Annotated in this window: 9 protein-coding genes; 2 read left to right on the forward strand and 7 right to left on the reverse strand. The window is 45.7% G+C overall.

What is annotated here, in order from left to right; all coding sequences use genetic code 11:
• Nucleotides 1–16: 16 nt before the first annotated feature.
• From A3GW_RS11170 to A3GW_RS0101045, 3 genes are all read right to left on the reverse strand, one after another.
• On the reverse strand, nucleotides 17–730 hold the full coding sequence (locus A3GW_RS11170) for a DUF1129 domain-containing protein (RefSeq protein ID WP_018367461.1): 714 nt from the start codon (nucleotides 728–730) through the stop codon (nucleotides 17–19).
• Nucleotides 731–818: 88 nt separating this feature from the next.
• The gene (locus tag A3GW_RS0101040; protein ID WP_018367462.1) at nucleotides 819–1,154 is read right to left on the reverse strand and encodes a PadR family transcriptional regulator; all 336 of its coding nucleotides are present in this window, start codon (nucleotides 1,152–1,154) and stop codon (nucleotides 819–821) included.
• A gap of 143 nt (nucleotides 1,155–1,297) precedes the next feature.
• Nucleotides 1,298–8,617, reverse strand: coding sequence for a ZmpA/ZmpB/ZmpC family metallo-endopeptidase (locus A3GW_RS0101045; RefSeq protein WP_018367463.1), 7,320 nt, complete (start codon nucleotides 8,615–8,617; stop codon nucleotides 1,298–1,300).
• Nucleotides 8,618–8,768: 151 nt separating this feature from the next.
• Between A3GW_RS0101045 and A3GW_RS0101050 the strand changes: the two genes are divergently transcribed.
• Nucleotides 8,769–10,466, forward strand: a complete 1,698-nt coding sequence (locus A3GW_RS0101050) for a M3 family oligoendopeptidase (protein WP_018367464.1) — start codon at nucleotides 8,769–8,771, stop codon at nucleotides 10,464–10,466.
• Nucleotides 10,467–10,650: 184 nt separating this feature from the next.
• Nucleotides 10,651–16,314 carry a ZmpA/ZmpB/ZmpC family metallo-endopeptidase gene (locus tag A3GW_RS11175; protein ID WP_018367465.1) on the forward strand — a complete coding sequence of 1,888 codons (5,664 nt, stop codon included), beginning with the start codon at nucleotides 10,651–10,653 and terminating at the stop codon, nucleotides 16,312–16,314.
• A 73-nt stretch (nucleotides 16,315–16,387) separates the two neighbouring features.
• Here A3GW_RS11175 and A3GW_RS0101060 read toward each other — a convergent pair whose 3' ends face one another.
• The 4 genes from A3GW_RS0101060 to tsf all read right to left on the reverse strand — a co-directional run bounded on the left by A3GW_RS0101060 (nucleotide 16,388) and on the right by tsf (nucleotide 21,371).
• Nucleotides 16,388–17,299 (reverse strand): magnesium transporter CorA family protein, encoded by a 912-nt coding sequence (locus A3GW_RS0101060; RefSeq protein WP_018367466.1) that lies wholly within the window; start codon nucleotides 17,297–17,299, stop codon nucleotides 16,388–16,390.
• A gap of 279 nt (nucleotides 17,300–17,578) precedes the next feature.
• A complete protein-coding gene (locus A3GW_RS0101065; RefSeq protein WP_018367467.1) occupies nucleotides 17,579–18,136 on the reverse strand; it encodes a GDSL-type esterase/lipase family protein in 558 nt (185 codons plus the stop codon).
• 3 nt (nucleotides 18,137–18,139) lie between these two features.
• A complete protein-coding gene (gene metG, locus A3GW_RS0101070; protein ID WP_026216528.1) occupies nucleotides 18,140–20,203 on the reverse strand; it encodes a methionine--tRNA ligase in 2,064 nt (687 codons plus the stop codon).
• 127 nt (nucleotides 20,204–20,330) lie between these two features.
• Nucleotides 20,331–21,371: a translation elongation factor Ts gene (gene tsf / locus A3GW_RS0101075; protein ID WP_018367469.1), complete on the reverse strand. Its 1,041-nt coding sequence runs from the start codon at nucleotides 21,369–21,371 to the stop codon at nucleotides 20,331–20,333.
• Nucleotides 21,372–21,402 lie beyond the last annotated feature (31 nt).

Genomic DNA, 21,402 nt, shown 5'->3' on the forward strand with positions numbered 1-21,402 from the left:
CAAATAGGAACTCGGTCTAATCGAGTCCGCGTTCTTGTCGTTGTTTTCTTATCATTGTAGATAAGGACAAAGCAATCGTACCCAAAACCAGTAAACTTTTGAACCAATAGCTACCCAACATACCGACGTCTACTCCTCTGCTCTGCCATTGTTCCAAGAGGCCGCTAAACCAGAGCGCAAGGGCTGGCAAGAGAAGGATGCGATACCTTGGCATCGGCCAGACTTTGTAGGCGAGGATAGCAATGATGCCCAGTAAAACAACACTGTCCAGCGGACTCGGAATGGTTATGAGCAGACCTGAAGCAGGTAAATGCTCGGTCAAACGAGGGAGAAGCATCCCAAACACCAGACCGTACCAAACTGTTTTCCTATGAGGATTGAACGGAGTTTTATAGAACTTTTTCTTCAGTTGGCGATAAACAAAGGCTAGACCTGCCACCATAAGCCCAGCAGTTACGAGTTCCTTTACCATGTCCACTGTCAGTTGCCCTGTTTTGAAAAACGTCAAGAAAAGATTGACAGCCATAAAGACAACCGTAAATTCCAAGAGACGTCTCAAAGAGTTTTTAGGGCTATTAGCCAGCAAATCATCGGCCATGTCTTTGGGATGAGTGCCAAAGAACGCCTCAGCAGTAAGCCCATCTTTTTCCGCCTCCTGCAAATCCCTCGCCATGGTATAAATCTGTTCATAGAGCTTTTCCTCATCATGGGTCAAAGCTGTGGAAGTCATGTACTGTTCCAGCTGGTCAAAATAAGCCCTGTTTTCAGGTCGCAATGCCTTGAGAATTTGATTGATCTATTGCTGATAGTGATAGATATTAGGTGTTTTCATCATATTTTCCTCCGTTAATTTGACTAACTTTTTCCACTAATTCCTTCCACTGCTGCCAAAAATCACTCAGGTAAACCCGACCGTCCTCCGTCAGCTGAAAATATTTACGGTCAGGTCCATCTGGCGAAGCCCTCATCACACCTGCTATCAAGCCTCTTTTTTCTAGCTTTTGCAGCAATGGATAAATCGTTCCGCCGATAATAGTCGAAAACCCGTACTGTTTTAGGCGTTGAATGAGTTCATAGCCGTAAATTTCCTCCTGAGCAATGACCTCGAGCACACATCCTTCAAGCACTCCCTTAAGTAACTGTGTTTCTGCCATCTTTACTCCTTTCTCATCTAGTATGTTTTACATATTAGGCGCCTACTGTTAGTATAGCATGTCTTATCTAGTTTGTAAAGCATAATAGTGCCTAAAAATAAAAGATTTGAAGAATGTCTTCTCCAAACCTTTCAACTATTCGCCTAGTTGTTGTAGATTGATGTTCTAAAGTCATCCGTCTGACGTAGGTAGGCGTTATAAATCAATCCTTTGAGCTGACGAACACGCGAGTTGCGATTATTGGCTGCAAAATTATTTCTCAAGTCATAATCAACAGCCTCATTCATTAGAGTCTGCAACCGATCAAAGGTTGTGATATTTTCTTGTTTACTCAAATAGGTGATTGTCACTGGTTTGAGACGCTCTTTTTGGGCAATACGCTCTTGGAACATGGCCAACTTGAAGGCACTCCAATCTCCATATTGCCCCCCAAATACCGTTTCTAAAACCATCTTATCTGTCGGTAAGCCGACACCTTTAGCAGTCACTGAACCGGTCGCCTTGGCTTGTTCAGCCAACTGATTACTCGCAAACGGTAGTAAACCACCATCGTATCCCTTGGCTGCCAAAAGTTCATAAGCCAAACGGCGGAACATAAAGTCTCCAGATAGCCCCTTGTCATTAGCCAGAGCGGAGAATACTGGCGAGAACATGCCAACCTTGTAGTAACCATTGCGCTCCAGCACAAGCTCCGTTTCAGTCGTATAGGTCTCACGGCGAGTGATGACATTTTGCTTAATCAAGTCCTCCAACGTTTGAAGACTGCCTGCTTCAGCGTCTGTCAACGGTCGGAATTTATTCACCGCATAGGCTTGGCTAGCAGGCCCATCTGCAATATAGTTGTTCTCGACTTTAGCCCAAAATTTCTTCTTATCGGCCACTGATTTTGGTAAAATAGCTGACGCTTCTGCATAATCCATCAAGTAAAGCACGTCAAAGCTGTTGTGCCAATAATCCTGAAGATCTTGTTGCGATCCAAAACGTTCCGGAGTCTTATTCTGGAAGCGAGAGATGCTGTTCTCCTGCGCGCTGTAGTCAAAAATCGAGTTAAACGTAAAGAAATTAGTTCCTACCCCCTGCTCCGCAGGCGCCTGCAGAAGCCCTTCAGGATAAAACTCTTTCAGAGCACCAGTTCGTGTACCATAGCCACCCATATGGAAAGCACCGTCCAAATTGTGAATGGTTTCGTGAGTGGTGATGGATAAACCATAATCCTCCAACGCCTTAGCTACCAACATATAGCTAGCAAAATCGTCATAGGCAATCGCGCTTGACCCGATATCATCAAATTCATGCCAGCCGCGTCGCTGTGCTACCCTGACTGGTATGTCTGGTAAAATCGGACCAAAGAAATCCTGAACCGCTTGGTTAACATCAACAGAGCCCCAGCGATTAAGATAAACTTTCTTAGAGTTGCTATAAGCATCCCAAATCGGCAAGACACGCAGCAATTCGTCCCTTTTACCATTCGGATTAATTCGATACCAAGTGTCAAAATAAGTTCCCAAACGCTCTGAAGCTCTATCCACTTTTGCCTTCGTTTCAGCCAGTTTAGTCTCATAGACTTGAGGATTTGTGGCTTTTAGACCCATATCGAAGTAACGATCAAACATGCCATAAGTTAGAGTCGTCATGTTGGACATGAGGTAAATACCTTCCTGAGCAGTTAAGAGAGGTAGAAGACCGTTTTGCTCCACAGGGGTCTTAGTGATACGACTATAAACCGATACATCCGCGTCGGGATTTTCCTTAGATTTGGTTTCAACAATATAGGCCTTCGTCGTCGCTTTAAACCATTCATCATCCGTTTTATAAGTAGTAAACTTCTGACGCATGGTTGTCAAAAAATCAAACAGGCTAGCTTGACCAGTATGACCCGCAAAATCTTTGGCAAAAGTTATCAAGTTATTGTTCGGCCTCAGGTTTTCATAACCTTTCTTAGCAATGCCAATCAGCCATTCTGCGGTATCCACTTTCTGACCAAAAAAGTCTTGATGATAAAGAATTAAGTTCTTAGCATTGAAGCCGCCAAAGTCTAAGTTATACCATCGGTTAACATAAGCCAAGCCCATCATCAGTTCTTCCTTATTATCGATGAGGTATTTAGCTAACTCCTGCTGGTTAGTTGTGACAATATTAGATGTTGCCAAAATCGCTGGTAAGATTGTTCCCAGTTGGCTCTTCACTTCATTGAAGGATTCTTTCAGATAAAGCCTATCCATCAGATTTTCAACGGTGTCGGCCCCATACACAGTACTAGATCCAGGAACCTTATTGAGTTTAGCTAGGAGACTTGGGGTGTAGTAGTCCAACTCTTCCAACGTTGATTGCACCTGTTGAGCGACTGAATCATTAACTCTAGACATCTGATTCGGTGTATAAAGGAGGTCACTCCCCATAAGTTTGTACTCAGCAATTGCTGTATCTCGAAAATCTTCTTGGTAGCTGAGATCTAAGTACTCGATACTACCATCGATATAGTGCACCAAGAGCTTATTGATTGCCGCTTTGTTGCTGATATAATCAGCTACAACCTGTTCTCCAACCATTGGTACAACAGCGATGATTTTAGTGGTCGCCAGCTTCCCAGTAGTCAGTTTATTACCCTGTTTAACGATAAATTCTTTGTTATAAAATGGCAAGAGCTTTTCAGTGTTTTCGTACTTGAGTCTATTAGCTTCCTGATAGCCTGCTACACGACTGTAGTCAACATCATAAGCATTGAGGCTCGGTCTAACTGTATCTTCCAAAGTCACCGTAATGCCCATGGCCTCAATCTTAGCCATCGCCTCCTCAACTGAAATAGTTGGTGTAGAAGTTGGACTAGCTACCGTTGCAGTTGCTCCATCAACTACCACTACACTGGTATCTGTTGCAGTTGTAGCATTTCCGGGTTTAGAAATGACTGCACGACCATTAATCACTTGAACTTGGCTGACCGCATCACGTAAGCGCGTATTAGCATTAGTTGAACCAATAAGTCCACCAACATTAGCTGTTGCGTTACCTTTGTTTACCACGGAACCACTGGCCGTTACATATCTGATGTGACCATTCGGCATATTAGCTGTTGATTCTGCCGCCCCCGCAATTGCTCCAACATGGTAAAATGTTGGGTTTTGAGCTGCATTGACGGTAATCACCGCTTTTACCTTAGCTTTATTGATGCTGCTAGCTTCCCTCAAATAACCAACGATTCCACCTGTGATGCTACCTTGAAACACGTGATTAGCTGTGACACTGCCATCAAAGGAAACGTTCTCAAAGTTGGTATTACGTGCCTCATAGACCAAACCACCAACGTTTCTATCACCAGTAATTTCACCTTGAACAGCAACATTGATAATGCTACTTTGACCTACTTTCCCTTCGGTCGTATTGGCCAAAGCTGCAACTCTAACCTGATTACCTGTGATAGCAACCTCTTTCAAATCCAAGTCACGCACCACAAAGGCGTCCTTCAGTTTATTAAAGAGTGGAGCTCTCAAACCTGTAATTGCATGATTGGCTCCGAATAATTTCCCAGTGAAATCCCCAGGAACATAGCTCGTTGCACCACTCGTCAAAGTTACCTCATCTACCAACAAGTCATCTCCCAACTCAAAGGTGCCTGCTGGATTAGCGGTCATAGCACTAATTAACTCCTTAAAGCTAGTATACTTGCCATCTGCTGAGGATTCTTGCTTGGCAACATAAAAGTGGTAATGTGGCTGATTGTCAGTTCCTCGACCGCTATATTCAATCAACTGTGGCGCTGTCGCAGTAAAGATGAAGACTGGCTTATTGCCAACAGTACCCTCTGATACTGCCGCAATGGACAGGTAAATATCCTTTTGCTGATTATCTACCACTTTGACATAATAGTTTGTCAATTCAACTGGTATTTGGCTAAGTTTTCTTACCTGACGGTAACTATTATCAGCCTGTTTTTCAAACAGAATCGCCTCATTAACATGTTTGATTTCAACCTTCTTATAGTCCAGCTCAAACTGGCGAATACTCAAGTCCTCTGTTTTAACCCCGTTACCGTCTTCCAAATCGTAGTTAAATTTGCCTTTGAGGGTGTAGGTAATGTTCCAATCCAAATCAGACACATCAAACACATCCATAGTAGATAGGGTAAATTCTCTGACCAGTGTATCGCCATTATAAATCGAGATGGTCGCTCCCTTATAACTGTTTGTTGGGTCTTCTAGCGCATAGTTGAGGGTTATTTTCTTGTCCTCATCGAACTCAACCAACTCTTCCAAAATTAGATTTGGCTTGGTCTTGTTTTGGATAACATTGATGGTGACAGGAACCAAGTCTGTCGACTGATCAGTATAAGTCACCAAAACGATCCCTGGAACATTCTGACCAACGGTCGATGTTGACGGCTCTGTCTGCCAAGTATAGCTAGCCACATTAGTCAAACCTGTCGCCTCGACACTAGCCTCAGCATTCGGGCGTTGACCAACAGAAACTGTTTGAACTACTGCTGCTGGCGTCGGATTCTGACGCTCAGCTTCTGTTCTCACTTTTGTCCCTCGCTTGACAACTGCTCTAATGGGTTGGGTTGTGATTGCCTCAGTCGGGGTACCGACGACTTCCGATGTCTGAACCCCACGAACAGTTTTGTAAACGGTCGTGATGGTCTTCTCACCTGCAACAGCTGGGCTGACATCTTGGGTCTCGCCCTCATAGAGGTCTGGGCTGTCTTGATAGTCAATCTCCATCGTCGTCACTGGAGCTGTCGTCACAACTGTTGTCGTACCTTCGATTGGTTTAGTGCCTACAGTGATGACCTTATCAACTGGCACAGTGGTCACACGGCTACTGCTAGTGAGCGGTGCCCCCTCCTTTTGACCTCTCACCGTCGCAAAGGTTTCAGTAATGGTTAGAACACCATCAGCACCGTCTGCCTCGGCACGATAGTCTGTATACTGTTCAGGGTCCTCAACCATGCGCTCACCGTGAGCGATTGGCTCCGTACGCTCCTCGGTCACCTGACCTGCAATCGGCTTAGTTCCACGTTTAACAACTGCTTTAACCGGCTGAGTTGTGATTGCCTCAGTCGGGGTACCGACGACTTCTGATGTCTGAACTCCACGAACAGTTTTGTAAACGGTCGTGATGGTCTTCTCACCTGCAACAGCTGGGCTGACATCTTGGGTCTCGCCCTCGTAGAGGTCTGGGCTGTCTTGGTAGTCAATCTCCGTCGTCGTCACTGGAGCTGTCGTCACAACTGTTGTCGTACCTTCGATTGGCTTGATACCTCGCTTGACAACTGCTCTAACGGGCTGAGTCGTGATTACCTCAGTCGGGGTACCGACGACTTCCGATGTCTGAACTCCACGAACAGTCTTGTAAACGGTCGTGATGGTCTTCTCACCTGCAACAGCTGGGCTGACATCTTGGGTCTCGCCCTCGTAGAGGTCTGGGCTGTCTTGATAGTCAATCTCCGTCGTCGTCACTGGAGCTGTTGTCACAACTGTTGTCGTACCTTCGATTGGCTTAGTCCCTACGGTGATGACCTTGTCAACTGGCGCAGTCGTCACACGGCTGCTGCTAGTGAGCGGCGAGCCCTCTTTTTTATCTCTCACCGTCGCAAAGGTTTCGGTAATGGTCAGAATACCGTCAGCACCATCTGTCTCGGCACGATAGTCTGTGTACCGATTAGGGTCCTCAACCGTACGCTCACCGTGAGCGATTGGCTCCGTCCGCTCCTCGGTCACCTGACCTGTAATCGGCTTAGTCCCTCGTTTAACAACCGCCTTAACCGGCTGAGTCGTGATTGCTTCAGTCGGACTGCCGACAATCTCATCCGTACGCTGCCCATCTAGGGTTTTATAGGTGGTCGAAACAATCTTTTCGCCCGAAATCGCTTCGCTAATTAGCTGGGTTTCGCCGACATACAGTTCATCACTGTCGATGTAGTCAACATCAGTAGACACGACTGCCACACGGCTCTCAACAACCTCGACACCCTCGACTGGCAGAGCTGGAGTGACTGGACTGGTCGGTGGTGCTGGTGGCATTGGCGTTGGAGTCGGAAGAACTGTCTCACGAGGTTTAGTTCCTCGCTTAACCTTGGCATTAACAGGTGCGCTGACTAGGGTCTCGACTGGAGTGCCGACGACCTCATCCGTACGTTGTCCATCTAGAGTTTTATAGGTGGTCGAAACAATCTTTTCGCCCGAAATCGCTTCGCTAATTAGCTGGGTTTCGCCGACATACAGTTCATCACTGTCGATATAGTCAACATCAGTAGACACGACTGCCACACAGCTCTCAACAACCTCGACACCCTCGACTGGCGGAGCTGGAGTGGCTGGACTGGTCGGTGGTGCTGGTGACATTGGCGTTGGAGTCGGAAGAACTGTCTCACGAGGTTTAGTTCCTCGCTTGACTTTGGCATTAACAGGTGCGCTGACTAGGGTCTCGACTGGACTGCCGACAATTTCATCCGTACGCTGCCCATCTAGGGTTTTGTAGCTGGTCGAAATAAGCTTCTCACCTGAGACCGCCTCACTAATTAGCTGGGTTTCGCCAACATACAGTTCATCACTGTCGATATAATCAACATCAGTAGACACGACTGCCACACGGCTCTCAACCACCTCGACACCCTCGACTGGCGGAGCTGGAGTGGCTGGACTGGTCGGTGGTGCTGGTGGCATTGGCGTTGGAGTCGGAATTACAGGAGAAGTCGTTGATTCATTCTGACTTAACTGTTCAGAATCTTTACCTGTTGCCTCCTCAGCCTGTGACAGGTCGTCTTTTTGACTTTGCTCAATAGAAGATTCGCCCTCTTCCTTTTTATCTACCGGCGAAGTTTTTTGAATTGGAGCTTTATCTGGTTCTAATTCTTCTTGAAAAATGTAATAAGCAAATCGCTGATGGTCTACAAGCTCGGAAAGCTGTTTCGGTCTAGGCAAATGCTCCCCAAACGTCACCACATATTGCTCTGTCAGAAAGTGTTTCAAGGCAGTTTGTAAAGCCTCTGTATCCGTCACAGAAAGCACCGCCCCAGCTAAACCAGTAATAACGATGAGCTGAGCGACTAAGTGCTTATTTTGGCGTTTTACGGCAAGAATCACCCCAACAATCCCTAAACTGCCTAAAAGTGTCAGCAAGGTCGTCGCTGTGTCCCCAGTGCTCGGCAGAGACAGCAGTCCAGTATCCCTCTTATAAACCAAGACATACGACTGGTCATTGGTCGCGATTTCCTCTGTAAAATCTTTATCTGTACGTCTGAGTAGGTTTTGTTGCTCAGGCGTTAACTCATCATAGTTAACATAAATATAATCAATGGTTACGGTTTTCTCTGACTGAACTTGTGCTGTTGTTTGCTCATTTGCAGCAACATAACCAGTCTGTACACCAGCTAATCCTCCAAAGATAGCGATGCCAACAACCGTTGACGCGACTGCAACCTTAAACTTTCTAATCGAAAAACGCAATTGTTTATCATTCCAGATCATGGTATCATTCCTCTTAAGTATTGGTAAGCTTCGACATTATAGCATAAAACAGGGAACAAGCCTAACATAAGGTCTTTTCATTCGTTCTCATTTTAGCTAAGAGTTGTCAAATGCTCTGAAATACCGTACAATAAAAGAAAAGGAGTTTTTTATGACATTTACCAACTATACTTACACGCGTCCTGATTACGCTGCAATTAAGGGGCAAATGGCAGAGCTAACTGCCCAGCTTCGTGCAGCTCAGACCCTAGAGGACACCAAGGCTGCTATCCGTGCTATCCAGTCTATCCAAGCAAATATCGACACCCAGAGCACCCTCTGCTCCATCCGCCACTCCATCAATGTCAAGGATGACTTTTACAACCAAGAAACCGACTTCTGGAACGAGCATGGACCGCTCTTTGACGAGATTTTTTCAGGTTATTACAAGGCTGCGCTAGCTAGCCCTTTCCGCGATGAGCTGAGCGACCTCTTGCCTGAAACCTTCTTCCTCATGGCAGAAAATAAGCTGGCTACCTTTTCTTCAGCGGCTATCCCTCTTTTCCAAAAGGAAAATGAGCTGGTTGACCGCTACAACAAGCTGATGGCGACCGCTCAGATGGACTTCCAAGGCGGTACTTACAACATCTCTCAAATGGTGCCTTTCTATGAAAACCTAGATCGTGCCACTCGTAAGGAAGCCGTAGACACCGTGACTGCCTACTTTGAGCAACATGAGGCTGCCTTTGATGACATCTATGACAAGTTGGTCAAGGTTCGCCATGAGATCGCGACCACTCTAGGCTTTAAGGACTATGTAGAATATGGCTACAAGCTCATGAACCGCTTTGACTACGACCGAAACATGGTCAAGACCTACCGTGAAGAAATCAAGCGTCTGGTTGTTCCGATTGTCAACCAACTCCGTGAACGCCAAGCCAAGCGGATTGGATTAAGCGAGCTCAAGCATTACGACCTCGGCCTAGAATTTTTAGCGGGCAACGCTACACCAAAGGGCACCCCTGACGAACTAGTAGCCGCTGCACAAAGCATGTACCGTGAGCTCTCTAAAGAGACAGGCGAGTTCTTTGACTACTTGGTGGACAACGACCTCTTGGACTTGGTTGCAAAAGACGGCAAGGACACTGGCGGATATTGTACCTACATTCCAAACTACCGCAGTCCCTTTATCTTTGCCAATTTCAACGGCACCAGCGGTGACATCGATGTCTTGACCCATGAAGCAGGACACGCTTTCCAAGTCTATAACTCTCGTTGGATTTCTGCTGGTGAAGTCCTCTGGCCAACCTATGAATCCGCTGAAATCCACTCCATGTCCATGGAATTTATCACTTGGCCGTGGATGGAACATTTCTTCAAAGAAGAGGCCAATAAATACCGCTTCAGCCACCTGTCTGGTACCCTCTTCTTCCTGCCGTATGGGGTTCTTGTCGATCACTTCCAGCACGACGTCTATGAAAAACCACACATGACACCTGCTGAGCGCAAAGCCACTTGGCGACGTTTGGAAAAAGAATACCTGCCAAGCAAGGACTACTCTGAATCAGAAGCGCTTGACCGCGGTATTTTCTGGTTCCGCCAAGGACATATCTTTTCTAGTCCATTCTACTACATCGACTACACACTGGCTCAAGTCTGCGCCCTACAATTCTGGAAACGCACGCAAGTGGACAAGGACGAAACAGCCTGGGCAGACTACCTCCACATCTGTCAACTGGGTGGCACCAAGACCTTCCTGCAAATCGTTGCCGCTGCCAATTTACGTTCACCATTTGAAGAAGGGGCATTAGAAGACACCCTGAAAGCAGTAGAAACTTACCTCAATAAGGTCGAGGATGCTCAACTATAGTATTCAGTTCCGACCTGTCACCCTATTATCCCAAAGATAACCGAAACTCTCACCCATGTTGTCTGTTAGATAACATGGGTTTTTGAATTTTTTTGTTTATTTTACCGTTTATTAGCAGACAAATAAACCTTTTTATGATATACTGATAGCGCATACAATATCTATATCAAGAAAGGAAGTAAATATGAATTGGACAAACAAAACACTAAGGTTTTCCATTCGTAAATTAAAAATCGCTGTTGCATCGACCGTTGTCGGTATTGCTACTACAGCTATCGTTGGGCAGGGTTTCCCTGACCATTTAGCCAAATTCGCTCCAACTTGTTCACCAGTGACGGCTCAGGCTGATACTCTGGATGAACAAGTCACCATCACTTATCATTATGTCAATTACACAGATCTCAGCAGTCATGAAAAAGATCAACTGATTGACGGCAAGCAATTCAGCCAAGAAATCGCACGAGCAGACTCCACCTACATCCTCGTTTATCAAGAAAATAAAGGACTTCTTCGACTCCCTAATACTGGCGAGCAAGCACGTCACCTCATCGGGCTATTGGCAGGGTTAGGCGTTACTGCTGTTGGGCTTCTACTGACCAAACATGATAAAAAACGGGTGGCTAAACTCATTATCATTAGTGGTTTGGGCGGGGCAGTCCTCACGACTGCCAATAGCAAAGCCATCGAAGCTGGGCTACAGGCATTTCTGACGGAGACACACCTCGTTACTTTAGGCGAGCAACTACCACAGCCAGAGAGCACTATCAATGGTCAAGGCTTCAGCTACTATTTCCCAGCTAGCAAAATCAACCAAGCTAGCCAACACGAAGATTATTCGCCAGAGGATAAAGCTGAGATAACAAATGAGAGAACGTTAGAGATTGAATCGCCCTCATCATCGGAAAAGCCTCAAAAAGATACAGGTGAAACTAATCAAAATACAAGCAACCCAGTAAGTGAAGAAACAGCTGATCATTATGACAAACCAGAGACAAACGAACCTCTGGACAAACCTGATGAAGCAACCGAGCCTAGTAACAAGCAGGAAAACTCAGAAGAAAATACAGACAAACCAATGAATACTTCTGAAAAGCCTAACGAAGAGACAACAGAAAACAAACAAGACTCCGAAACACCTGACAGCTCTAACATTTCTGAGGACAAGCAAGATAATCCAGAGACAAATAAACCTCTGGACAAACCTGATGAAGCAACTGAATCTAGTGACAAGCAGGAAGAAACTGAGGACAATTCAAACAAACAGAGGGACGCTTCTGAAAAGCCTAACGAAGAGACAACGGAAAACAAACAAGATTCCGAAACACTTGACAGCTCTGACAGTTCCGAGGACAAACAAGATCAGCCAGAGACAAATAAACCTCTGGACAAACCTGTTGAAGCAACCGAGCCTAGGAACAAGCAGGAAAACACTGAAGACAATTCTGATAAACAGTCAAGCACTTCTGAAAAACCTAACGAAGAGACAACAGAAAACAAACAAGACTCCGAAACACCTGACAGCTCTGACAGTTCCGAGGACAAACAAGATCAGCCAGAGACAAACAAACCTCTGGACAAACCTGATGAAGCAACTGAATCTAGTGACAAGCAGGAAAACTCAGAAGAAAATACAGACAAACCAACGAATACTTCTGAAAAGCCTAACGAAGAGACAACGGAAAACAAACAAGACTCCGAAACACCTGACAGCTCTGACAGTTCCGAGGACGAACAAGATCAGCCAGAGACAAACAAACCTCTGGACAAACCTGATAAATCAACTGAACCTAATAATGATAAGCAGGAAAACTCAGAAGAAAATACAGACAAACAGACGGACACTTCTGAAAAACCTAACAGAGAGACAGCGGAAAATAAACAAGACTCCGAAACACCTGGCAACTCTGACAGTTCCGAGGACAAACAAGATCAGCCAGAGACAAACAAACCTCTGTACAAAACTGATGAAGCAACCGAGCCTAGTGACAAGCAGGAAAACTCTGAAGACAATTCTGATAAACAGTCAAGCACTTCTGAAAAACCTAACGAAGAGACAACAGAAAACAAACAAGACTCCGAAACACCTGACAGCTCTGACAGTTCCGAGGACAAACAAGATCAGCCAGAGACAGACAAACCTCTGGACAAACCTGATGAAGCAACTGAATCTAGTGACAAGCAGGAAAACACTGAAGACAATTCTGATAAACAGTCAAGCACTTCTGAAAAGCCTAACGAAGAGACAACGGAAAACAAACAAGACTCCGAAACACCTGACAGCTCTGACAGTTCCGAGGACAAACAAGATCAGCCAGAGACAGACAAACCTCTGGACAAACCTGATGAAGCAACTGAACCTAGTGACAAGCAGGAAGAAACTGAGGAAAACTCAGAAAGCAAGCCTAGTGTCCCTGAAAGTTCCCTTGATAAAAGTCGCTTAGCCATCGCACTGACCGAAGCTCAGCAGTTCGAATCATCACCTTATACCACAAGAAGCTGGAAAAATCTTCAAGATAAACTCATTCAAGCACAAGCTATTCTTCAAGATAGTCAATCAACTCAAGAACAAATTGACGTTTCTGTTCAAACCATTATTCAAGCCATCAGTCTGTTGCAAGCCAAAAAACAAGTACCGTCGCTCACTGTAGCGAGTCTTTCTCAGGATAATTTGACTAAGACAGCTACAATAGCCTATCAACTAACAGACCCTGATAAGGCTTTTGAAAAGGCCGTCATCCGCGTTTATAATGACAGCGAACAGGTCGGCGAGTTCTTCGTTTCACAAGAGGAGCTCTCTGGAAAAGTCATTTCATTAGCTAATTACAACACCCCTTATTCACTCCGCACAGTGATGGTCTATACCACTGACCAGACACCTCAGGCAGAATTGATTGACCGGCGTGAACTCACCTTCTCGCTCAAAAAGCTGGAGATTAAAGATGTTGATACCGTCACCTTACAGACCTATCAAAATGGGCAACTACTGACCATCGATAGCTTTAAAGAGCAGCCGATGCTTGCCCCGTCTGAATATATGGCTCGTGTGAGTTCCAAGCGTTTTAAAGATATCCTCCTACCCATTCAACATATCGAAGAGACCACGCTAAATGGTCAACCAGTTTACAAAGTGACAACAACTTTTGATCAACTGGTCGAAACCATCGAGGCAGGCAAGTACCGTGAACAGTTCAGTTTCTATGTCGGCAAAAATGCTCCGCTAGATACTAATGTTAACAGACGGCAAATAGACTACACACTTTTGCCTGGTGCTAGCAAAAATCGTGAGATTGCCTATGCTAATATGGAAAAACTCCTACCGTTCTACAATAAAGAAACGATTGTGGATGTCGGCAATCAGATTGACCAGACAGATAAACTCTACACCAACAGGCTTTTGTCTGTCACTCCAATGATCGGCGACAAGCTCATTGCCGATGTCAGCAGGGTACGCACGGAGCTCAACCGTCTCCTCTTGCACTTTGAAGATGATAGCATCAGCTATTTGCCAATAGCCTTCAAGGAAAATTTTGCCAATCCAGTGGTGAGCGAGTACACAATCACAGGAACCAATTTAATTTATACCCCTAATCAGTTTCTATCCAACTATGATAATATCATCGCAGCTGTGTTACCAAGTCTTGAGAACTTAGATTACAAATCACCAAGCATGTCTAGTGCGCTGGCAATCGACCCTAAATTCGGTAGTTTGTCAGATGCCATGGACAAGCTGTATCTGGAGGATAGTTTCAACGCCATCAAATCTGACCTCCCTAACCAGATCCGTCAGATTTTGGCAACTGACAGGGTTATGAACACGACAGGGGGTAACTTTGACCAGTATCTAATTGACTACATCCAGAGCAATAAGGAGCGTATCTTGTTAGGTTTGGCTTATTTGAACCGCTGGTATGATCTTGCTCTAACCAATGCTGGCACCCAGCAAACAACAGCTTTGAAAGACTTGATAAGCTTCCATCAGGATTTCTTTGGCAAACCTGTCCACACCTTGGAATGGTTGGTCAATTTGACTGAAGGGAAAGAGGGATATGAGCTTCTCAATCCCGCTAACCATGTGCGAACTTATGCTGAAAAAATCGCGCCAAATACTGGTAAAACTGACCTGCTTAGCTATTTAACAACGAACCGAAAACTCTTTACCGACTTTACTGATGATAACAGCTGGTTCAAAGCAACAACCAAGGCCTATATCGTTGAGGAAAAATCAAAAGAGCTACCTGACCAAGATGTCCGTGTTTACCATTTGCTATCTAGCGACCGTGAGCAAAACGGTATCCTGCCACTGCTGACCGCTAAGGAGGGAATCTACATCATCACCACCATGGGCTCTATCTCCTACGGCATGTATGACAGATACATTGACGCCAGCAGCAGTCAGTCACGCGCCGAGCAAATTGAGCACATCAAGGAACGGGTGCGCTTGACAGCTGAACGTCAGGCAAGGCATTTTGATGCATGGTACCGTTTGGCTCCAGCGCGTAGTCGTGACCGCATCATCAAGCCAATGCCTGTATGGGATGGCTATTATGTCAACAATAACCAGAAGTGGTTACCGATGTTCGGTACAGAAGCTAATCAAGCCATTAAGGATTTCTTTGGACCTATCGGAAATCGTGCGTTCTTCCCTTATGGAGCTGGTCAGGGCGCCTTTGCAGATGGCACACGGATTGCCTTTGTTTATGATAAATTACTGGATGATTATGGCGCTTCTGTCTTTACCCACGAAGCTGTCCATAATAACGACGGTATAGCCTATCTAGGTGGCTATGACCGACGACCTGGTATGGGAGCCGAAAACTATGCGCTGGGGCTCTTACAGTCAGGCTCTTACTTCCTCCATGCTGAGGATGCATTGACCTATAACCTCATCTTTGATTTTAGCAAACTCAAGGAATATGAACACGCTAGACGCTATGTCAATGTCTCACCAGACCGCTTCAAACAGGCCAGTGATTTGAAAGACTACATGAGTGGTGTCTTTGATGTGCTTTATACCCTAGACTATGCTGAGGCAGAGGCTGTTCTCAAACAACCTCGCGATATAATCAAGGACTGGTTCAATGTCATCAGTAACCACTATCCAAAAGATGAGTACGGTCAAGATTTTCATGCCGGTAATGCTATCCGTCGCCTAACCGATGACGAAACTGAAGCTTTGAAGACTTGGCAAGATTTGGTCGATAAGAATATCATCAGTCGTCGTCGCTATACAGAAAACGACAAGTTTGACCGCAACGGCTACTATCAGAGCTACCTCTTCTCTCCAGTTTATGCCGCTCTCTCTAACGACAAGGGTGCCCCTGGTGACATCATGCTCAGACGGATTGCCTTTGAACTTCTGGCTGAAAAAGGCTATGAAGAAGGCTTTATCCCTTACACGTCATGGGCACTAGGTGATATGGCATTGGCTGACCATTCAACGGTTTATAGTGACTGGTATGGTCGCCACATCCCACGAATTACCGACCAGCATGTTCTCAAAGCCGTCTTTAAAGAGGAGTATCCAGATTGGGCAGCGTTCAAAAAAGCCATGTTCCAAAAACGCATCGATAAGACTGATCATTTAGCCCCAATTACGATTCAGTACTTGGGCGAGAAGCACACGATTACCTCATTTGCAGACATTCAAGGACTGATGGAAAAGGCGGTCGCCTACGATGCCAATCAGAAACTGTATAGTTTTGGTTTCCAAACTGATGACGATTGGCGTAAATGGCAAGCATCCCATGTGCAGCAGCTAAAAGCAGCCATCTATAATGCCTACCTGCGTCAAACTGATGACTTCAGGCAGCCGATTTATCTCACTGAGGATGCCAATGTTAAGCCATAATATATAAAAAGCCTACTATTAGCCAAAATTGGGCTAATAGCAGGCTTTTTTGCTGACTGTTGCAGGACACAAACTAATTTTTTTCTTTTAAGATGCTTCTCACCATCCGATAGACGACTAGAAAGACTAAAACGATTATCCCGATAACCATCAACCAGCCCAGGTTGCTGTCGACCAAGAAATCAGGCAGTGGCACGTTGATGCCGAAAAAGCCCGTGATAATGTCTGGAGTCGCTAATAGAATCGACAAGACCGTCAAAATCTTCATGGTATCGTTTAGCTGGTTGTTGAGGACATTGTTATAGGTAGACGAGAGCTGCCCCATGGTCTGGGTATTGAGCTCTGCCATTTCCAAAATCTGTCGCGCCTCAATCAAGGCATCGTCCAGCTTTTCCCGTTCCTCATCGCTGAGCTGACGGATTAGACCGTGCGCAGTTAGTTGCTCTAAGACCAAGAGATTTTGCTTGCTATCGGAGCGAATATAAATCATGCTCATTTCGATGTCAGAGAGTGCCAAAAGCAGGTCTTTGGTCGTCTTTTGACGGATAAGATGATTGGTTTGGGTCAATTCCTTGTCAAGGCGATCGAGAATTTTGACATAGTCTTTAGAAATGACGACCAAACTCCAAAAGAGAAAATCGTAGACTGTTTCAGGTCGGTACTTGGTCATCATCTGATTGAGTCTCTCAAGCAAATAAGCCGTTTTATTCGTTACCAAAGTGGTCACGCGGTTTGGCTTGAGGATAAAGGTTATGGGACTGCTGTCATAGCTATTATCCTCTTTTTCTTGGTGAATGACATTGTAAATCAAGACCAGACGCCCTTGGTCTTTATCATATTCCAGACGAGCCATCTCGTTCTCGTCGGTGATGTAGGCTGCTAATTCCTCATCAATGGCCAGTCGATCTTCGAGGCTAGTGATATCGGATAAGCTATCCAGATTGATGGCTAGCCAAGTGTTGGTTGAAAATGTTTTGGTGTACATGATTTTCCCATCTATCAAAACAAGCAGCCACAGCGGACTGCTTGTTCTTTTTTTATTTATTTTACTAACGTTTAACAGGGCAAATGAGAGGCAATGTCAGAAATCAGTACAAAAGTCACCACCTCTTTGTTTTATTATCACAAACAAACTATTATTGACTATTCCAAGGCACAAACCTTTGTGGATTTTTGTGGATATAGTAGAGTAGTGCCCTGAGCTCGCTCTGCTAGCTCAAGCAAGTGTTTTTAGACAGTATGCGCTTTGCGATGATCTTTTCAATCACAAACCTAACATGGCTCTAGCCAGGAGGTCATAAGCCTGACTGCCGAAATGCAGACCATCATCCAGACTGCCCTTGAGCAGGTCTGCCATAGGCAGATCACTCTGTTCAAACAGGGCAACCGTATCCAGCAAGCCAGTGCCTTCCTGTCTTGCCACTCGCCTCACCTGCTCGCCATAGTAGGTCTCCAGACGATTGGTGCGATAAAGCTGCTTGGTCTCATCAACAGGCGCCGGCAAAAGTAGGCAAATCTGATCCGCCAAAAATTGCTTCTTCAGTTCCGCAACAATGACCGTCAGGTTCTGGGCATATTCCCCCAGAAAAACTTGCTTGTGCTGAGCCAGGTCATTGGCACCGATGAAGACAAAGACCTGATCAGCAGCTGGCAAGGTCCTACTCCTGAGCAAACTGAGCAAGTCTGCCGAATTATCCCCAGACACCGCCCAGTTATCAATAACCACGTCAGGACGATGCTGGCTGAGCGAATAGTCGATATGCGGTAGCTGCTTCCCCTCATGGCGAGCAAAGAGGCTATCCCCTAGTAAGAGCAGGTGCATGCCCTAGCCCACCAAACTGCCATTCGGCACGCTTGGGTCAACGGTCAAGAGGGTCAGATGACCATCATGCTCAGCCGAGAGAATCATGCCTTGACTGAGAAGTCCCATCATCTTGCGTGGTTTGAGGTTGGCAACGATTTGCAGTTTTTTCCCGACCAGCTCTTGCTCGTTAGGGTAAAACTTGGCGATACCAGAGAGAATCTGACGGTCCTCACCATCGCCTGCATCCAGACGGAATTGGAGGAGCTTGTCCGAGCCCTCGACTTTCTGAACCGCCTTGACCTCGGCAACACGGATTTCCACGGCGTCAAAGTCCTCAAACTTGATGGCTTTCTTGCTGTTTTTTAGCTCGATAGTTGCTGGATCCCAGTCTTTTTCCTCTTGGGAAATGGCAGAGCTGCCACCCATTTGGTTCTGGATATAAGCGATTTCTTCCTCCATATCCAAGCGTGGGAAGATTGGTGTCCCCTTCTCCACAACGGTCACGCCTGCTGGTAGGCCAGACAGAGTCAAATCTTCCAAACTAGACGCTGCTGGTAGCCCCAGCTGTGCCAAGATGGCAGCAGATGTCTCCATCATAAATGGCTGAATGAGGTGTGCCACCAGACGCAAGCTGGCTGCCAAGTGGCTCATGACTGCTGCCAACTGCTCCTTATCACCCTCTTCTTTTGCCAGCACCCACGGTGCGGTCTCGTCGATGTACTTGTTGGTTCGAGCGATTAGGTTCCAAACAGCTTCTAAGGCACGCGGATAGTCAACGGCTTCCATATACTTATGGTAGGCTGTCAGAGACTGCTCTGCCATTGCCTCCAAATCCGCATCAAAAGCCGTCACGCCTGCCACAAAGGTCGGAATGGTGCCGCCAAAGTACTTGTTGACCATGGCAACGGTGCGGTTGAGGAGGTTTCCTAGGTCATTGGCCAGCTCGTAATTAATCCGACCGACGTAGTCCTCTGGGGTAAAGGTACCGTCAGAACCAACAGGAAGGCTCCTCATCAGGTAATAACGAAGTGGGTCAAGACCAAAACGCTCCACCAGCATTTCTGGATAGACCACATTTCCCTTGGACTTGGACATTTTGCCATCTTTCATGACAAACCAGCCGTGGGCAATCAAGCGGTTTGGTAATGGCAAATCAAGCGCCATCAGGATAATTGGCCAGTAGATAGAATGAAAACGGAGAATATCCTTAGCTACCATGTGGTTGACCTCTGGACTAACTGTAAAGTCCCAGGTCTTACCAGTTTCATCCGTCCAAGATTTGGACACCGTTTGACCAGACCAAAACGTCTCAAACTTGCTGGTGTCAGCCTGACCATAGCCTAAGGCAGTGATATAGTTGAGTAAGGCATCAATCCAGACATAGACGACGTGCTTGGGATTAGACTTGACTGGCACCCCCCAGCTGAACGTCGTCCGAGACACTGCCAAGTCTTCTAGTCCAGGTTCGATAAAGTTTTTCAGCATCTCATTCATGCGGGAATTTGGACTGATAAAGTCTGGATTGGCTTTGAAGTAAGCTTCTAAATGTTTTTGGTACTTACTGAGACGGAAAAAATAAGACTCTTCAGACACCCAGGCCACCTCGTGACCAGATGGGGCAATCCCTCCTGTGACCTTACCTGTCTCATCTCGGAAAACTTCGGCCAATTGGCTCTCTGTGAAAAATTCCTCATCAGAGACAGAGTACCAGCCTGAGTATTCTCCCAAATAAATATCGTCCTGCGCTAGCAATTTCTCAAAAACAGCAGCCACCACTTCTTCATGATAGGAATCAGTCGTACGGATAAAGCCGTCGTAAGAGATATCCAAAAGCTCCCAGAGTTTTTTGACACCGACTGCCATGCCATCAACGTAGGCTTGGGGTGAAATGCCCGACTCCTCAGCCTTGGCTTGGATTTTTTGCCCATGCTCGTCAAGACCAGTCAGTGAGTAGACTTCCTTGTTCATCAAGCGATGGTAACGGGCCAAAACATCGCAGGCGATAGTCGTTGTCGCATTACCGATATGAAGTTTACCTGATGGGTAGTAAATCGGGGTCGTAATATAAAATGGTTGCTTAGTCATCATTATCATTCCTTCCAAACTAGACGAATGAGTCTAGGTAATAACATCTTCAATTATAGCAAAAACTTGATTTTTTCGCAAAAATAGAAGAAAAAAGACTGCAAAACGCAGCCTTTCGTCGTTTATCTTAGTTTTTAAGAGCAGCTGCCATGGTTGCTGCAACTTCTGCTTCAAAGTCGTTTGATGCTTTCTCGATGCCTTCACCTACCTCAAAACGAGCAAAGGTAATGGCTTTAGCGTTGACGCTATCAAGGTAAGCTTCAACAGTCTTGCTGTCATCCATGATATAAACTTGTGCAAGAAGGGTATACGCTTGGTCAACTTGTGTGTTGTCCAAGAGGAAGCGATCCATCTTACCTGGGATGATTTTATCCCAGATTTTTTCTGGTTTGCCTTCAGCAGCCAATTCTGCTTTGATGTCAGCTTCTGCTTGAGCGATAATCTCGTCAGTCAACTGAGCTTTTGAGCCATATTTCAAGAGTGGCAAGGCAGGCTTGTCAACCATTGCACGGCTTTCATTATCTTGTTCGATTTTGTGGTTAAGTTGCGCCAACTCATCTTTGATAAACTGCTCATCCAACTCAGTGTAAGACAAAACAGTTGGTTTCATCGCAGCGATGTGCATAGAGACTTGTTTAGCAAGTGCCTCATCCCCACCCTCGATAACAGAGATAACACCGATACGACCACCGTTATGTTGGTAAGCACCGAAAGCTTGGTCATCAGTTTTCTCAATCAAAGCAAAACGACGGAAGGAAATTTTCTCACCGATGGTTGCTGTTGCATTGATGTAAGCCGCTTCCAAAGTTTCACCATTTGAAAGAGTGATTGCCATTGCTTCTTCATTGTTAGCAGGTTTTTGTTCAGCGATAGCTTTTGCAGTCTCGTTAACCAACTCAACAAATTGCGCATTTTTCGCAACGAAGTCAGTTTCTGCGTTAACCTCAACAACAGCTGCAACGTTGCCGTTAACGTAGACTCCAGTCAACCCTTCAGCGGCAACACGGTCAGCTTTTTTAGCCGCTTTTGCCATACCTTTTTCACGAAGCAATTCAATCGCTTTGTCGATGTCACCATCAGTTTCAACAAGTGCTTTTTTTGCGTCCATAACACCAGCACCTGATTTTTCACGCAATTCTTTAACCAAAGCTGCAGTAATTTCTGCCATTATTTTTTCCTCCAATTTTTTAAGAAAAGGG

It is taken from the genome of Streptococcus entericus DSM 14446 (assembly GCF_000380025.1).
Taxonomy (GTDB): Bacteria; Bacillota; Bacilli; order Lactobacillales; family Streptococcaceae; genus Streptococcus; species Streptococcus entericus.